Source organism: Sphaerimonospora thailandensis, from assembly GCF_016863115.1.
GTDB classification, from domain to species: Bacteria; Actinomycetota; Actinomycetes; order Streptosporangiales; family Streptosporangiaceae; genus Sphaerimonospora; species Sphaerimonospora cavernae.
This window is the reverse complement of the sequence record NZ_BOOG01000009.1, coordinates 74197-88520: the sequence shown is the minus strand read 5'-3', so window position 1 is coordinate 88520 and position 14324 is coordinate 74197. Positions and strand designations below refer to the sequence as shown.

At 69.9% G+C, this 14324-nt stretch carries 12 protein-coding genes; 7 read left to right on the top strand and 5 right to left on the bottom strand.

Features of this window, described 5'->3' with window-relative positions; translation table 11 throughout:
• Window positions 1-11 precede the first annotated feature (11 nt).
• The 4 genes from Mth01_RS04720 to Mth01_RS04705 all read right to left on the bottom strand — a co-directional run bounded on the left by Mth01_RS04720 (window position 12) and on the right by Mth01_RS04705 (window position 4788).
• Window positions 12-1466: a glycoside hydrolase family 3 protein gene (locus Mth01_RS04720; RefSeq protein ID WP_204011807.1), complete on the bottom strand. Its 1455-nt coding sequence runs from the start codon at window positions 1464-1466 to the stop codon at window positions 12-14.
• A gap of 105 nt (window positions 1467-1571) precedes the next feature.
• Window positions 1572-2423 (bottom strand): carbohydrate ABC transporter permease, encoded by an 852-nt coding sequence (locus Mth01_RS04715; RefSeq protein WP_204011804.1) that lies wholly within the window; start codon window positions 2421-2423, stop codon window positions 1572-1574.
• Entirely contained in the window at window positions 2420-3337 is a 918-nt protein-coding gene (locus Mth01_RS04710; RefSeq protein ID WP_239089358.1) for a carbohydrate ABC transporter permease, read from the bottom strand. Before Mth01_RS04710 ends, Mth01_RS04715 begins: the two co-directional genes overlap by 4 nt.
• 104 nt (window positions 3338-3441) lie before the next feature.
• Complete coding sequence (locus Mth01_RS04705) at window positions 3442-4788, bottom strand: sugar ABC transporter substrate-binding protein (RefSeq protein WP_204011799.1); 1347 nt, start codon at window positions 4786-4788, stop codon at window positions 3442-3444.
• 214 nt (window positions 4789-5002) lie between these two features.
• Between Mth01_RS04705 and Mth01_RS04700 the strand changes: the two genes are divergently transcribed.
• Together Mth01_RS04700 and Mth01_RS04695 are read left to right on the top strand one after the other, a co-directional pair.
• Entirely contained in the window at window positions 5003-6178 is a 1176-nt protein-coding gene (locus Mth01_RS04700) for an ROK family transcriptional regulator (protein ID WP_204011797.1), read from the top strand.
• Window positions 6179-6193: 15 nt separating this feature from the next.
• Window positions 6194-6439: a hypothetical protein gene (locus Mth01_RS04695; protein ID WP_204011795.1), complete on the top strand. Its 246-nt coding sequence runs from the start codon at window positions 6194-6196 to the stop codon at window positions 6437-6439.
• A 43-nt stretch (window positions 6440-6482) separates the two neighbouring features.
• Here the strand turns inward: Mth01_RS04695 and Mth01_RS04690 are convergent, their stop codons facing one another.
• Complete coding sequence (locus Mth01_RS04690; protein WP_239089357.1) at window positions 6483-11378, bottom strand: Lhr family helicase; 4896 nt, start codon at window positions 11376-11378, stop codon at window positions 6483-6485.
• Between the two features lie 105 nt (window positions 11379-11483).
• Between Mth01_RS04690 and Mth01_RS04685 the strand changes: the two genes are divergently transcribed.
• The 5 genes from Mth01_RS04685 to Mth01_RS04665 all read left to right on the top strand — a co-directional run bounded on the left by Mth01_RS04685 (window position 11484) and on the right by Mth01_RS04665 (window position 14233).
• Window positions 11484-11678 carry a DUF3046 domain-containing protein gene (locus Mth01_RS04685; protein WP_204011790.1) on the top strand — a complete coding sequence of 65 codons (195 nt, stop codon included), beginning with the start codon at window positions 11484-11486 and terminating at the stop codon, window positions 11676-11678.
• Window positions 11679-11777: 99 nt separating this feature from the next.
• Window positions 11778-11975, top strand: coding sequence for a hypothetical protein (locus Mth01_RS04680; RefSeq protein ID WP_204011789.1), 198 nt, complete (start codon window positions 11778-11780; stop codon window positions 11973-11975).
• The gene (locus tag Mth01_RS04675) at window positions 11951-12280 is read left to right on the top strand and encodes a winged helix-turn-helix domain-containing protein (RefSeq protein WP_239089356.1); all 330 of its coding nucleotides are present in this window, start codon (window positions 11951-11953) and stop codon (window positions 12278-12280) included. Before Mth01_RS04680 ends, Mth01_RS04675 begins: the two co-directional genes overlap by 25 nt.
• Window positions 12273-13151, top strand: a complete 879-nt coding sequence (locus Mth01_RS04670; protein ID WP_204011787.1) for an ABC transporter ATP-binding protein — start codon at window positions 12273-12275, stop codon at window positions 13149-13151. Before Mth01_RS04675 ends, Mth01_RS04670 begins: the two co-directional genes overlap by 8 nt.
• Window positions 13148-14233, top strand: a complete 1086-nt coding sequence (locus Mth01_RS04665; RefSeq protein ID WP_204011775.1) for an ABC transporter permease — start codon at window positions 13148-13150, stop codon at window positions 14231-14233. Before Mth01_RS04670 ends, Mth01_RS04665 begins: the two co-directional genes overlap by 4 nt.
• The last annotated feature ends 91 nt before the right edge of the window (window positions 14234-14324 follow it).

The following is a 14324-nucleotide window of genomic DNA, read 5'->3' as shown; positions in this document are numbered from 1 at the left end:
GGGGAGGAGAGTCAGTTCGTCAGGAGTTCCACGGCGGCCTGGGCGTTGGCCCGGGCGGCGCCGTATGTCGCGATGTAGGTGGCGGCACCGGGCCGCCAGATGGGCAGGCCCATCTCCATTACGGTGGCATCCGGACGACCGGCGAGCAGCGCGGAGACCAGGGTCCTGGTACCCGGGTATCGGTGGGCGTCCTTCACCACGATGACCAAGGAGCGATCGTGTGAGCGGCCGAGCAGCGCCGCGGCGTCGGCGTCCTCGGGCTTGACCCGGACGACCTCGGCGTTGGGCAGCCACGGTGCGATTCCCCACGGGACGTCGCCGACGGCGATCGTCGGTGGAGTGTCGACTTCGACCACGAACGGATCGGTCAGCGGCGTCACCGCGCCGGACAGTGCGACCGCACGGCGGGCGGCCTCCAGACCGATGCCGTTGCTCTCCGCGGGCTTCCGGCGGGGCGCGGCGAACCATTCACGCAGCCTGTCGACCCGCTCGGCCGCCTCCTCCAGGCGAGCGGCCGCGAGCCGGCCCTCGGCGACCGCCTCGGCGATCCCGGTCAGCACGCGCTCGATCTCCTCCGCTGTGGGCAGCGGTCCCAGGCACAGCAGGTCCGAGCCGGCCGCCAGCGAGAGCACCGCGCCGCCGACCAGGCCGACGCCTTCGGTGATGGCGTGCATGTCGAGGGCGTCGGAGATCACGACGCCGTCGTAGCCCATCTCACGCCGCAGCAGGGTGGTCAGCGCCTCCCCGCTGAGCGTGGCGGGCAGGTTGCCGGTGAGATCGGGGACCGACACGTGCGCAGTCATGATCGACTTGGTGCCCGCCTCGACGGCGGCCCGGAAGGGGATCAGCTCGCGATCCCACAGGAGTTCGCGAGACGCCGCCACGAGCGGGATCTCCAGGTGCGAGTCCTGGGTGGTCGCGCCGTGGCCGGGGAAGTGCTTGACGCACGCGGCGACCCCCAGGGACTGGAGGCCGCGGACGGCCGCGACCGTGTGCCGCGCGACCAGATCCGACGAGGAGCCGAAGGACCTGGTGCCGATCACCGGGTTGTCGTCGGCAGTGTTGATGTCGGCGACGGGACCCATGTCGAGGTTGACCCCGCAGCGGGCGAGATCGGAGCCGATGGAGTGATAGACCCGCTCGGTCAACTCCACGTCGTCGACGGCTCCGAGCGCGGCGTTCCCGGGGTAGGGACTGCCGATGTGGTAGGCGAGCCGGGTGACGTCGCCACCCTCCTCGTCCAGCGAGATCACGGGGTTTCCTGAGCCGCTCATTTGGGCGGTGAGGCCCGCGACCTGCTCGGGGTCGCGTACGTTGAAGCCGAAGAGGGTCACGCCGCCCAGGCCGCCTTCCAGGCCGCGCAGGACCCAGTCCGGGGCCTGCAGTCCCTGGAAGGAGACAAGCAGCGTGCCGGCCGCGAGACGACGCAGCCCCCGATCGCCAGTGCTCGCGCACACGTCAGACATGCGTCTCGATTCCTTACTGAAAAATTGATGGGTACGGCTCGCGGGCACGGTCGGGTACGGCTACCTCCCTCGTGAGGCGGCAGCCGTAACCGTGCGCTTGTGGGGTTATCCCTTGACAGCGCCCGCGACGAGGCCGGAGACCATGCGCCGCTGGACCAGGAGGAAGAAGATGAGCACCGGGATCATCATCAGCGTCGAGGCGGCCATGATGGCGCCCCAGTCGGTCGACCGCTGCCCGATGAAGAACCCGAGGGCGGCGGGCATGGTGTATTTGCCCTGGTCGTTGATGAGGGTGAGCGCGTAGGCGAACTCGTTCCAGGTGGTGATGAAGGCGAAGATGCTGGTGGCCACCAGGCCGGGGGCGACCAGCGGGAACAGCACCCGCCAGAACGTGGTGAACCGGCTGGCGCCGTCGATCCAGGACGCCTCCTCCAGTTCCTTCGGGACCGCCGCGACGAACGTCCGCAGCATCCAGACGGAGAACGGCAGCGTCAGGCCGACGTTGATCACGATCAGGCCGAGGAGCTGGTCGGCCAGGCCGAGCCGCCTGGCCATCAGGAACAGCGGGATCAGCAGCGCCTCTGCCGGCACCATCTGGACGATCAGCAGCAGGATCAGGAACGAGGTGCGGAACCGGAACCGGAACCTGGCCACCGCCGTCGCCGCGAGCAGCGCGAACACCGCCCCGATCAGCACGGCGCTGACCGCCACGATCGTACTGTTGAGCAGGAACTGCCAGATCGAGTGCCCGGCGATCCCCTTGGTGAACACCCGCTCGACATGGTCGAGGGTGGGCGGGCTCGGGAATGGGATGAAATCGGTGGTGAAGATCTGGTCGTTCGGCTTGAAAGCGATGCCGATCATCCAGTACACGGGGAAGATCGCGAAGAGGAACACGATGATCCCGGCGCCGTTGAGCGCGGCCTTCCCAAGCCTCTTACGGGCGAGCGGGCTCATCGGACGTCCTCCGTCTTCACGATCTGCCGAACGTGTACGAACGTGATGATCAGCAAGATGATGGTCAGTACGACCGCGATGGCGGCGCCCAGGCCCATCTTCACGTTCGCGCCCCCACCGAACGCCTCGGCGTAGCTCCACAGCGAGAGGTTGAACGCCTCGCGGTTCACCGTTCCGCCGGCCATCAGATAGAGCTGGGTGAAGACCTTGAAGTCCCAGATGATCGACAGCACGATCAGGACCGAGAAGACCGGCTTGAGCATCGGGACGGTGATCCTCATGAAGGTCGTGACCGGCCCGGATCCGTCCATCTTGGCCGCCTCGTACAGCTCACCGGGGATGCTCTTGAGGCCGGCGAGGACCGACACCGCGATGAACGGGAACGATCCCCAGACCACCGAGACGATCAGGGCGAGGTAGATGGTGGACGCATCGTTGAGCCAGGGATGGCCGCTCCAGTCCGACATACCGAAAAGCAGGTTGGACAGCCAGTCGGGTAGTAGGTTCAACGCCCAGTTGACGACACCGGCGTCGGAGTCGAACAGCCACTTCCAGATGATGGCCTGGGAGGTGGGCGGGGTGGCCCAGGCGGCCATGGCGCCGATGACGACGAAGGTCGACATCTTCGGGCCGAGCCGGTGGAGCAGGAGGCCGACGAGTGTGCCGAGTGCGATCGTCAGAATGACGGTCACCAGGGCGAAGACGACGGTGTTGCGTAGTGCGGGCCAGAATAGATCGGAGTCGAAGATCTTCGTGTAGTTGTCGAGGCCCACGAACTCCGGCGGGACCGGGTTGACTGGTCGGATGTTCTTCAGCTTCACGTCGTAGAAGGACATGTCGGCCAGCTGGTACAGCGGATAGAGCAGCAGCGCCGCGATGACCAGGAAGCCGGGAAGCAGAAGGCCGTAGGGCACCACCCAGTCAGGCAGACCCGACCCGCGCGGTGCCCGTCTGCGCCGCGACGGGGCGGAGGGGTGGCCTCCGCCCCGGACGGTTGTTGACGTATGCGCCATGATCTTTACTGGTTGAGGATGGACTCAAGCTCGGAGTTCGCCGCCGTCAGGGCATCGTCGACGCTCTTCTTGCCCTCGATGACGTCGCGCTCCGCGTTCTGCAGGACTGCCTTGACCTGGTTGGCCTCGTCCCAGTTCGGGGTGTTCGGGAAGCCCCTGGCCACCTTGAAGGTCTCAGCGAACGGCTTCTGGATCGGGTCCTCCTGGGCGATCTGGTCCAGCGCGTCGGGGTACGGCGGGAGCAGGCCGCCCTCCTTGGCGTATCGGACGCCCCACTCCTTGCCCGCCGCGAGGGTCACGTACATGGTGGCGAGCTCGGTGTTCTTGGTGGTGCCCCAGACGGCGATGTCGTTACCGCCCTGGAAGGCCGGGGCGATGCCGCTGCCGTCCTTGGTCGGAAGCGGGAAGAAGCCCATCTTGGACTCGTCGACCTTGCCCTTGCTCTGGTCCTTGATGGTCGCGACGTCCCACGGGGCGGTGACGTACATGCCGACCTTGCTGGCGGCGAACCGGGTGGCGATGTCCTGGGAGTTCTGCGCCAGGCGGCCCTTGCCGGAGACGCCCTCCTTGGCGACCAGGTCGGTGTAGAACTGGAAGCCTTCCTTGAAGGCCGGCTCGGTCAGCTTGCCGACCCACTTGCCGCCCTCGAAGGTGGCGAAGTCGCCGCCCAGCGACCAGACGAACGGCGCCAGGGACATGTTGGAGTCGGAACCGCCGTTGTAGGCGAAGCCGTCGACGTCCTTGCCCTGCTTCTCCACGATCGTCTTGGCGGCTGAGACGATCTCGTCCCAGGTCTTGGGGATCTCGATGCCGAGCTTCTCGAACCAGTCCTTGCGGTAGAGGACGGCGCGGGTGCCGGCGCCCCACGGGACCCCGTAAATCTTGCCGTCGATCGTCTCGTAGCCCCACAGGTTCTGCGGGATCTGCTGGAAGTCGGCGTTGCCCTTCACCGCGTCGGTGATGTCGGCCAGCGCGCCCTGCTCCACCCACGAGGAGATCTGGTCGTTACCGATCTCGGTGACGTCGGGCCCCTCGCCGCCGGCGACCGCGGTCGAGAACTTCTTCTGCACGTCCGGCCAGGCGATCCACTGGAGGTCGACCGCGGCGCCCGTCTGCTTCGTGAACTCGGCGTTCAGCTCCTCCATGTACTTTTCTGCGTCGGGGTTGGTGCCGCCGAGACGCCAGACCTTGAGCGTCTGGCCCTCGAACTTCTTACCGTTCTCCGCCGCCGACGGGGCGGCGGACGAAGAGGAGGAGGAGTCAGATGAGCCGTCGCTGCTGCTGCAGGCGGCGAGGGCAAGAGCCAGAGCAGCGGTCGTGGTGGTCACGGCCGCGATTTTTGCGATCTTCACGTTGGGTTATCTCCCTTCCCGGCTTCGCGTCCGGCGAGTGCCTCTCAGGTGGACGGCACGCCGTCTACCTGGTCGAGGCGCTCTCCTTTCGGTCGGCGCTCATGGCGTCCCGAGGCTTGATCGGTTGCCTCCGGGGTGGCTGGCGCTAAACTAACAAGAAACTTTCTTATAAGAAACTGGCGTTAGCGGATCGTGACGAGAGGGGAATCAGCCGGTGTCTCAACGACCTGGAACACCAAGGCTGCTCAGGCAGATCAACGACCGCGCGGCACTGGAACTGCTCCTTTCCAAGGGCCCGCTGACCAGGGCCGAGTTGGGAGAGCTTACCGGGCTCTCCAAGGTGACGTCAGGTCAGCTTTTGTCACGATTGGAGAGCAGAGGGCTGGTCACCTCGGCGGGGGAGCGGCCGGGTGGCCGCGGGCCCAACGCGGCCCTCTACGGGGTGAACCCGGCGAGCGCGTACGTCGCGGGCATCGACGTGCTGCCCGACAGCGTCACCGTCGGCGTCGCCGACATCACCGGCACGGTCATCGCGGAGATCACCGTCGACCCGACCGACGCCGGGGACCCGGTGCGAATGGTCCACGGAGCCGTCTCGCGGGCCTGCGCGGCCGCACAGGTCGAGCTGCCCCGGCTGCGCTGCCTGGTGATCGGCACGCGCGGCGTGGTCGACCCCGTCAGCGGAGAGGTGCGCTACTCCTTCGACCTGCCCGCCTGGCACCTCGGCGTCCTCGCCGGCCTGCGCGACATCCTGGGTGACTGTGTGATCATAGAGAACGACGTCAACCTCGTCGCGCTCGCCGAGCAGACGCACGGGGCGGCCAGGGGCTTGGAGGACTTCGCGATCCTGTGGGCCGGCGTCGGCCAGGGTCTCGGGGTGATGCTCGGCGGCAGGCTGCACAGAGGCATCACCGGCGGCGCGGGCGAGATCGGCTGGCTGCCCGTCCCCGGCGAGCCGCTGCCGATCGACGTCACCGCGCCGCAGAGCGGGTCCTTCCAGCGTCTCGTCGGGAGGGACGCGCTGGTCGGGCTCGGCCGTGCCCACGGCCTGCACACCGACCTGCGCGCGGACGCCGGCGTCGCGGACCTGGTCCGTACGGCTCTCGCCACCGGCAACCAGAGCTTCCTGGACGAACTGGCGGGACGGCTGGCGATCGGCGTAGCCGCGGTGTCCGTCGTGCTCGACCCCGGACTGGTGGTCCTGAGCGGAGACATCGGCCGCGCCGGGGGGAAGGCACTGGCGGCCGCGGTCGAGGAGGCGGTGGGCCGCATCTGCCCCAGCCGTCCGACCGTCGCGGTGACCGAGGTCGAGGGCAACCCGGTGCTGAGCGGGGCGATCGTCGCCGCGCTCGGCCGGGCCCGCGAGGAGGTCTTCTCCGACACCGTCTGACGGAACATCCTGATTGTGGAGATATTTGCCGACATACTGGTTGGTGTGAAGTGCACCCAGTGCGGCGGTCCAAACCTGGAGCCGGGATTCATCGAAGACGGCGGCGAGCATTCTCAGGGCTATGGCCGCTGGATCGAAGGTCCCCTCGAGCGCGGCGTGTTCGGCGGCGCCAGGCGCCTGGGCAAAGTGCGCTGGATCATCGACGCTTACCGATGCACCCGGTGCTCTCATCTCGAACTGTTCGTCCGCCCGAAAGACTGAACCCGGCCGGCTTCGGGAGGCGGACCGCGCCCTGCTCCGGCCGTCAGGCACGGATGCGCAAGCCGCGTGGTGTCGGGTGGAATCCCGCCGCCTCCAGGGCCGCCGCCAGCGGTGACTCCGCGATGGCGGTCCCATCGGCCCGTTCCACGGTCAGCTTCCCCAGCGCGCCCTGCCGTACGGCCGTCGCCAGCGCGCTCACCGCCGGCCGGAGGTCGTCCGGTTCGCCGTCCGGCCGCTCCGCGTTGCTGAAGGAAAGCAGCGTCTTGCCGCCCCGCTCGACGTAGAGGACCAGCCTCCCCTCCACGAGCACCACCAGTGCGCCCGCCTTGCGTCCCGGCCGATGGGCCACGTCGCCTCCGCGGTCCGGCCACGGCAGGGCCGCGCCGTACGGGTTGGCCGGATCCGCGGCGGCCAGGACCACCGCGCGGCGCGGCGCCGGGCCTGTCCAGGGAGGAGACGGGTACGGCTCGGCGCCCGGCACCGTCATGGAGATCGGCGAGGGGACGGTGGACGGACCCGATGCCGCGGCTCGCATACGATCGACCGCCCCCGGGAGAGCGAACTGCGCGCCCCCGAGGCCCTCGACGAAGTAGCCCCGGCGGCACCGGCCGCTCTCCTCGTACGCCCGGAGCACCTGATAGACCGAGGAGAAACCGCCGGGAAGCCGCTCGGCGGCGACGCCGCCCCTGGTCAGCACGCCGTGCCGGTCGAGCAGCACCTCGGCCATGGCCTGCGCCCGCCGGGTGCCGTCGGCAGCCGGATCGGGCACCGGCCACCACCGGCCGCTCACCGTCGGCGGGCCGCTCCTGGTGGGCAGCACAGCCCGCCGGCGCCGGGCGGCCGCGGGCCGGTGGGCCGGCCGCCCCGTGCCCAGGGCCGAGCGGAGCGGGGCCAGCGTGTCTCCGGTCACTCGGCCCGACCACACCAGATCCCACAGCGCCGCCGCCAGCGCCGCGTCGTCCGGCACGCTGCTTCCATACGGGCCGGTCTCACCGCACGGCGCCGCGCCCGCGACGCGGCCGGAAAGTTCGCGGAACAGCAGCGCTCCGCCGCCGCCCAGGATCTCGAGGATCCGCTCGTGCAGCGGGGTCAGCGTGATGTCCTGCGGCGGGGGGAGCAGCAGCGGAGCGGTGTCGGCGAAGTACAGCGACACCCAGCCGTCCCCGCCGGGCAGCGACCCCTGGCCCGCCCAGATCACCTCACCCGAGGAGGTCAGCTCGTCGAGCAGGGCGGGGGAGTAGCCTGCCACCCGGCCCGGCAGGATCAGGGTCTCGAGCGCCGAAGCGGGAACCGCCGCGCCCTGCAGCCGCTCGATCGCGTTGACCAGGTCGTCCATGGCGCGCGCCGGCTGGTGGGCCGCACTCTGCGGTGCCGTGGAGGTCGAGGCGCTGGAGATCGGCGCGATGGCGTGCCACGTGGGGAGGAAAGCGGCCAGCACCTCGGGCGCGACCGGCTCGACCTCTTTGCGCAGCCGGGCCAGCGATCTGCGGCGCAGCAGCCGCAGCACACCCGCGTCGCACCACTCCTCACCCCGGCAACCCGGCCGGAACTCACCACCGACCACCCGGCCGGCCGCGGACAGGCGGCGCAGGGTGTCCTCGACCACGGCGACGCCCACGCCGAAACGGGCGGCCGCCGTCCCGGACGAGAACGGCCCTCGCGTACGGGCATGCCGGGCGACCAGATCACCCAGCGGGTCAGGGCCGTGAGGCACGAACCCCCGGGCAGCGGAACCGGCGGAGGCTGTGCCACCCGTGCCTGGGCCACCCGTGCCTGTGCCACCCGTGCCTGGGCCACCCGTGCCGACGCCGCTCATATTCGGGGGCTCCAGGAACTCGTGCGGCACGCCCACCGGGAGCGGCACGCCGAGCGCGTCCCGCAGCCGCCACGCGTCCTCGACCGCGGCCCACTGCTCGTGGCCCGCCAGGCGCACGCGGATGGCGCGACGTGCCCCTTCCAACCCGGCCAGCCAGGCGGGGTCTCCCTCACGGATCGAGACGTCCTCAGCCGACAGCGGGCCGTGGGAACGCAGCAGGTCGGCGAGGTCCTCGACATCCCGGAGCGGCCGGTCCAGCCGGGCCAGCTCCCGTTCGACCTCCGTGACGACATCGGGGTCGAGCAGCTCGCGCAGATCGGCCTGACCGAGCAGCTCGGCCAGCAGCGCCGTGTCGAGGGCCAGCGCCTGGGCGCGGCGCTCGGCCAGCGGGGCGTCGCCCTCGTACATGAAAGCGCCGATGTAGTTGAACAGCAATGACGCGGCGAACGGCGACGGCTGGGCGGTCTCCACCTCGACGACCCGCACTTTCCGGGCCGCCACGTCCCGCATGAGCCCGACCAGGCCCGGCACGTCGAAGACGTCCTGCAGGCACTCGCGCATCGTTTCCAGCACGACGGGGAAGCTCGCGTACCTGCTCGCGACGCCGAGCAGGTGCGCCGCCCGCTGGCGCTGCCGCCACAGCGGAGTCCGCCTGCCCGGGCTGCGGCGCGGCAGCAGCAGCGACCGTCCGGCGCACTCGCGAAACCGCGCCGCGAACAGCGCCGAGCCGCCCAGTTCCTCCGTGACGATCTGCTCGATCTCCTCCGCGTCGAAGGCCGCGACATCGGTCGGCGCCTCGTCCAGCGTGTCCGGGATCTGCAGGACGATCCCGTCGTCGGAGTGGACGGCCTGGACATCGACGCCGTACCGCTCGCGCAGCCGCCGCCCGATGGCGAGCGCCCACGGGGCGTGCACCCGCGCGCCGTACGGCGAGTGGATCACCACCCGCCAGTCGCCCAGCTCGTCATGGAAACGCTCCACCACGAGCGTCCGGTCGTCCGGCACATAGCCGGTCGCCGCCCGCTGCTCGGCCAGATAGGCGAGCAGGTTGCCGGTGGCGAACTCATCCAGCCCAGCGGCCCTGACCCGGTCGTGCGCCGACTCGGACGTGGACAGCTCGCGAAGAAACGTGCCGATCGCCCGGCCCAGCTCGGCGGGCCGTCCGGGAGCGTCGCCATGCCAGAACGGCAGCTTCCCCGGGCGGCCGGGGGCGGGCGAGACCAGCACGCGGTCCGTGGTGATGTCCTCGATCCGCCACGAGGTCGCGCCGAGCACGAACACGTCGCCCACCCGCGACTCGTAGACCATCTCCTCGTCCAGCTCGCCGACCCGGGTCGAGTGCCTGGCCGAGGCGCCGGAGCCGCCGTCCCCGGCGAGGAACACGCCGAACAGGCCGCGATCGGGGATCGTGCCGCCGTTGGTCACCGCCAGCCGCTGCGCTCCCGGCCGGCCGCGCAGTGTGCCGGTCACCCGATCCCACACGATGCGCGGCCGCAGCTCGGCGAACTCCTCACTCGGATAACGCCCCGCCAGCATGTCGAGCGTCGCCTCCAGCGCCGAGCGCGGCAGCGTCGCGTACGGCGCGGCCCGCCGGACCAGGGCCTCCAGCGCGTCGGTCGTCCACTCGTCGAGCGCGGTCATCGCGACGATCTGCTGGGCCAGCACGTCGAGGGGATTGCGCGGGTAGCGGATCTCCTCGATCTGGCCGGTCTTCATGCGTTCGGCGACCACGGCCGTCTGGATGAGATCGCCGCGATATTTGGGGAAGATCACCCCGCGGGACACCGCGCCGACCTGGTGCCCGGCCCGGCCGATGCGTTGCAGGCCGCTCGCGACGCTCGGCGGCGACTCGACGCAGGCCACCAGATCGACCGTGCCCATGTCGATGCCCAGCTCCAGACTGGAGGTGGCGACCACGGCGGGCAGGCGGCCCGACTTCAGCGCCTCCTCGATCTGGGACCGCTCCTCCTTGGAGACCGATCCGTGGTGGGCGCGCACGACCTCGGGCACCACCCCGTTCGACGCCCCCGCCTGTGCCATCATCGCGGCCGGCGCCGCCTGCGGGATCGATGAGACCGGTGGGCTCGCCGAGCCGTACCCCGGACCATCCCCGGGACCGTCCCCCGGACCGTCGACCGTGCCGCCGCGCCGTTCCCAGGCCAGCTCGTTGAGCCGCGTGCACAGGCGCTCGGACAGCCGCCGGGAGTTGGCGAAGACGATTGTGGACCGATGGGCCTCGATGAGGTCGAGGAGGCGCTCCTCCACGTGCGGCCAGATGCTGCGGCGGTGTTCGGCGGGCTCCCCGACCATGCCCGTGATCCCGTCCGGGGCAGCCATCCCGGGAGGGGGCGGGGCGAGCTCCGTCATGTCCTCGACCGGGACCATGACGTCGATCTCGATGACCTTCTCGGCGGGCGGCTGCACCACGGCGGCCGGGCGGGAGCCGCCCAGGAACGCCGCGACCTCGGCGACCGGCCGCACGGTCGCGGACAGGCCGATGCGCTGAGCAGGCCTGGGCAGCAGGGCGTCGAGCCGCTCCAGCGTCAGCGCGAGATGGGCGCCGCGTTTGGTCGCGGCGACCGCGTGGACCTCGTCCACGATCACCGTCTCCACCCCGCGCAGCGCCTCCCGTGCCTGCGAGGTGAGGATCAGGAACAGCGACTCGGGTGTGGTGATCAGGATCTCGGCCGGGTTGGCGGCGAAACGGCGGCGGTCTTCCGCGCTCGTGTCGCCCGACCGGATGGCCACCGATATCTCGGGCACCGGGCGGCCGAGCCGCGCCGCGGTCTGCCTGATCCCGGTGAGTGGGGCGCGCAGGTTCCGCTCGACGTCGACGGCGAGCGCCTTCAGCGGCGAGACGTACACCACGCGGCACAGCCGCTCGACCTTGGAGCCCCCGGCGGTGCCGGTTTCGAGGGGGTCTGTCGACTGCTCGACGGCCAGCCGGTCGATCGCCCAGAGGAAGGCGGCCAGGGTCTTTCCCGAACCGGTGGGGGCGACCACCAGCGTGTTGTCGCCGCGCGAGATCGACGACCAGGCGCCCTCCTGGGCCGTCGTCGGCGCGGCGAACGCGCCGGTGAACCACTGCCTGGTCACCGTGCTGAAACCGTCGAGCGCGCTCACCCGCCCATAATGCCTCCGCCCACTGACAGAAAACGCCCCGCGAGACGGAGAGGATCGCCGTCGGAGGCGGGACGGGCGGCCGCCGGGGCGGACCATACTTGAGGGATGCGCCTCACTGACTTCTGGAGCCGGATGCACCGCCACTTCGGAGAGGCGTACGCGGAGTCCTGGGCGAAGGACTACGTCCTCGCCGAGCTCGGCGGGCGGACGGTCGAGCAGGCCCTCGCCGGGGGGATCTCCGCCAAGCGGGTCTGGCACGCCGTCTGCCAGGTCGAGGACGTGGAGCCAAAGCTCCGCTGACCTTTCCTTTTGTCCACACTCTCTTTACCGCTGCTCTTGTACTTGAACGCTGGTTGAGTACTTGTTAGCTTTTTAAGGGGATGAGGGAGGAGGAAGGACATGAACGCTGAAGAAGAACTCTCTCCCGGCCAGGCGCTGCGAGAGGTGAGCCGGGTCGACGGCCGGGTGCGCGACTCCTCGCGTGGACCCGGCTGGATGTTCCTGATCGTCGGTGTGGCCACCATGGTCTACTGGCCGATCATGCTCCTCGTCGACGGCATGGTGCCGGCCGTATGGCGGCTGCTGGGCAGGCGATGAGCACCCACCCGCGCCACGAGCTGGACGAGATCATCCACGCGCCGGTCCGGCTGTCCATCATGGCGGCGCTGGCGGCCGCCGAGAAGGCCGACTTCCGGTTCCTGCGCGACACGATCGAGGTCAGCGACTCCCTGCTCTCCAAGCACATCCTCACCCTGGAAGAGGCCGGATACGTCCGCGTGGACAAGACCTTCGTCGGGAAGCGGGCGCGCACCTGGCTCTCGCTGACCGACCGCGGACGGGCCGCGTTCAAGAACTACATGGACGTACTCCACAGGATCACCGAAGGAACCCCCCTTGCTTGAAATCGATAACCTACGCAAACGCTACGGAGACAAGGTCGCCCTCGACGGGGTGAGCTTCGCCGTACGGCCCGGCGAGATGTTCGGCTTCGTCGGAGCCAACGGCGCCGGCAAGACCACGACCATGCGGATCATCATGGGCGTCCTCGAGGCCGACTCGGGCGAGGTTCGTCACGAGGGCCGCCCCGTCACGTACGAGGACCGCCGTGCGTACGGCTACATGCCGGAGGAGCGCGGGCTCTACCAGAAGATGAAGGTCGCCGAGCAGGTCGAATACTTCGGCAGGCTCCACGGGCTCACCCCGGCCGCGGCTCGCCGGACCACCGCCGAACTGCTCGAACGGCTCGGCCTCGTCGAGCGGCGCGGCGACGCGGTCGAGGCGCTGTCGCTGGGCAACCAGCAGCGCGTCCAGCTCGCGGTGGCGCTCGTGCATGATCCGGGGGTGCTGATCCTCGATGAGCCGTTCTCCGGCCTCGACCCGCTCGCCGTGGACGCCCTCGCCGAAGCGCTGAAGGACCGGGCGGCATCCGGCGTCCCGGTCATCTTCTCCAGCCACCAGCTCGAACTGGTCGAACGGCTCTGCGACTCGGTCGGCATCATCTCGGCCGGCCGCATGGTCGCCTGCGGCTCGGTGGCCGAGCTGCGCGCCGGAGAGGGACGCGGGCTGCTCAAGGTCGTCGTCCGGGGCGCCGCACCGGGCTGGGCCGAGGGGCTTCCCGGCGAGATCACCGTGGACGGCGACCGGCAGGTGCTGCTCAGCGCCGACGGCGACGACCAGACCATCCTCCGCCGTGCCGTACAGGCGGGACACGTCGAGCACTTCGGCCGCCAGGAGCCGACACTCGTGGAGATCTTCCGAGAGGCGGTCGCATGAACGGGCTGTGGCTGGTGGCGCAGCGGGAGATCCGCACGCGCATCAGGACGAAGGGTTTCATCGTCAGCCTGGCGATCACCGCTGTGCTGGTGGGCGCGTTCGCGTTCATCCCGAAGCTGTTCGGCGGGAACGACACCTACGACGTGGGCGTCGTCGGTACGGCTCCGGCCGCCGTCGAGCAGGTGAAGTTCGTGACGTACGCCGATGAGGCGGCCGCGCGAAAGGCAGTGATCGACGGAGACGTCGAAGCCGCCCTGATCGACGATCAGACCGTGCTGGCCGACGGCGAGATCAACGACCGGCTCGGCCTCATCCTGCAGAGCGCCCACCGCGACGCCCAGATCAAGCAGGCCGGTCTCACGATCACTCCGCTGCGTGTCGTGTCCGTCGGGGCCGACGCCGCCTACGAGGGAGTGCGAGCCGGTCTCGCCATGCTGTTGATGATGATGCTGTTCTTCCTGCTCATCTACTCCGCGATGTTCGTGGCGATGGGCGTGGTCGAGGAGAAGGGCAGCCGGATCGTCGAGATCCTGCTCACCTCCGTGCGGCCCTGGCAGCTCCTGGGCGGCAAGATCGTCGGCCTGGGCGTGCTCGGTCTGATCAACCTCGGCGTCGTCATCGCGGTCGGCCTCGGTGCGGCCTTCGCCAGCGGGCTCGCCACGGATCTCCCGCCGGGAATGGCCGGGATCGTGATCAGCGCGGTGGTGTGGTTCATCCTGGGCTACGCCTTCTTCTCGACGCTCGCCGCCGCATTCGGCTCGCTGGTCTCCAGACAGGAGGAGCTCAACGGTGTGCTGACGCCGATGACGATGCTGATGACGCTGACCTATCTGGTGTCGTACCTGGCGGCCGCCGAGCCGACCGGAACGCCGGCCAGGATCCTGTCACTGATCCCGCCGTTCTCCTCGATGGTCATGCCGGTGCGCACCGCGGCGGCGGAGGTGCCGCTCGGGGAGATCGTCCTCGCCGCGGCACTGATGATCGCGGCGGTCGTGGTCGTGCTACTCGCCGGCGCCCGCGTCTACGAGCGGGCCGTGCTCCGTACCGGCGCCCGCGTCAAGCTCGGCGAGGTCATCCGATAGACAGCGCCTGCGCACAGGCCCCGGTCGCCGAAGGCCGCCCCGACCTTGAGATCGGGGCGGCCTTCGCGCCTTGGGGAATGGAGAGACGGGC